Genomic DNA, 2,080 nt, shown 5'->3' on the forward strand with positions numbered 1-2,080 from the left:
GCCGATTACCAAACCCTGCTGCAAGCGGTGCGTGCCCGTGCCCCTCAAGCTCGCCTGGCGGTGGCCAACCTGAGCAGGGCCGACCTGAGGGGAGCAAAGCTGGGTGGCACGAACCTAAAGGGGGCAAACCTATGGGGCGCAAAACTAAGTCGCGGCTGGGATCAATTCGCCGACTTGAAAGGGGCCATCCTCCCCGACGGAGACATCCATCCCTAGCCTGATCCCTTGGCTACACTACCTACAGCCGCTCTCAGTGGATCCATGAGTCCCTCAGATCTCGCCTTTGCCAGCAATCACCAAGACATCCTCACACTGCTGGACTTAGTGGTTCGCGCCCGCTACCCTTTGATCTACCTGGTTACTCCCGAAGAAGCCCCGGCAGAGGAGCTCCTGCAAGTTCTAGCCGATTCCCTCAAGCCCAAGCGCAAACTCCTAATCTGGGATATCGTCTCCGGCTGGTCAGATAACGGCCAAAACAAAGGCCAATTGATGCCTGCTCTGGGCCGCATCGGCGCCATCAAAGAGGACGAGGCGGTTATTTGTGTTCTCAAAGACCTAAACCCCACCCTGAGAAATCCGGAACGCTCGGACAATTACCCCGTCATCCGCTACCTGAAAACCCTGGCCAGAGAGAGCCGCCACAGCCGCAAGTCCATCATCCTCTTGGGCCAAGAAGCCGTTGTCCCTGCCGAGCTGCGCGAGGAAATTGTGGTCTATGATTTTCCCCTGCCCAGCATCGCCGAAATTGAGCGGATCATTACCCGCGCGATCCCTGCCCGTCAACTGGAGCTAAGCGGCCCGGCGCGGGAACAACTGGTTCGAGCCTGCCAAGGACTGACCCGGCAGCGCATTGAGCGGATCCTGGCCCGCGCCCTAGCCGCCAAGGGCAAGGTCAGCGAGGGCGATATTGACCTTGTTCTGGAAGAGAAAAAACAATACATCCGCCAGACGGAAATCCTGGAGTTTTACAACCCCTCCGAGACCTTGCAAAATGTCGGCGGCCTGGAAAACCTCAAAGCCTGGATTCGGCAGCGCCGCAACAGTTTTAGTGCCCAGGCCCGTGCCTATGGCTTGCCCAGTCCTAAGGGCATTTTGCTGGCCGGGATCCAGGGCACCGGCAAGTCTCTATGTGCCAAAACCATAGCCCGCGAGTGGCGCATGCCCTTGCTCAGGCTGGATGTGGGGCGACTCTTCGGCGGGATCGTCGGCGAAAGCGAAAGCCGCGTGCGCCAGATGATCCAAATTGCCGAAGCCATGGCCCCTTGTGTGTTGTGGATTGATGAGTTGGATAAAGCCTTTGGCGGCGTCAACAGCGAGTTTTCAGGGGATTCGGGCACCAGCAAGCGGGTCTTCGGCAGCCTGATCACCTGGATGCAGGAAAAAACCAAACCCGTTTTTATTGTTGCCACCGCCAACAATGTCCGCATCTTGCCGGCCGAGCTGCTGCGCAAAGGCCGGTTTGACGAAATTTTCTTCGTCAATTTGCCCAACCAACGGGAGCGGGAAGAGATTTTTCGAGTCCATGTCCAACGGCTACGGTCCAACCGAGTACGAGACTTCTCCTATACTGAGCTGGCCATGGCTGTAGAAGATTTCAGCGGGGCGGAAATTGAACAGACCATTTACGATGCCATGCACATGGCCTTTAATCAGGATCCACCCCGCGAGTTCACCCAAGAAGATATCCTGACCGCCATTCGCCAAACGGTTCCTCTAGCTGCCATCGCTCGTGACCAAATTCAAAGCTTGAAAGAATGGGCTGCCGAGTCAGGAGCACGTACCGCTTCCCAAGATCAAAAGTTGATTCAGGAGCTACGGACCATCGTCCAGAAGAGAGGGTTAGGCTACATTGAAGTTGATAGTCCCCCATCCTTTTCCTCTCCACCTCCTGCCTAAGCTGTTTTGGTCGGCTCGTTCCGAGTTGTGGCAGCTCCGTGGAAGTAGGCTTGCAAGCATTTTTTCCTGCAAGACGCAGAAAAACTCCGGTTGCCGCTCCGCTTGAATTTGCTGCCTGTGGATTAGCCCCCTTAAATCCGTCCGGGGAAGCCGCCGATTGATCTGAGCTGCTCAGGTGGCCCCT

At 56.8% G+C, this 2,080-nt stretch carries 2 protein-coding genes; both read left to right on the top strand.

What is annotated here, in order from left to right:
- The coding region (locus NW837_RS05145) for a pentapeptide repeat-containing protein (RefSeq protein ID WP_414329605.1) at nucleotides 1–216 on the top strand (216 nt) is incomplete at its 5' end.
- A 45-nt stretch (nucleotides 217–261) separates the two neighbouring features.
- Nucleotides 262–1,896, top strand: coding sequence for an AAA family ATPase (locus NW837_RS05150; RefSeq protein ID WP_414329606.1), 1,635 nt, complete (start codon nucleotides 262–264; stop codon nucleotides 1,894–1,896).
- Nucleotides 1,897–2,080: the final 184 nt, after the last annotated feature.

The sequence above is a fragment of the Synechococcus sp. R6-10 genome (assembly GCF_047461815.1).
Taxonomy (GTDB): Bacteria; Cyanobacteriota; Cyanobacteriia; order Thermostichales; family Thermostichaceae; genus Thermostichus.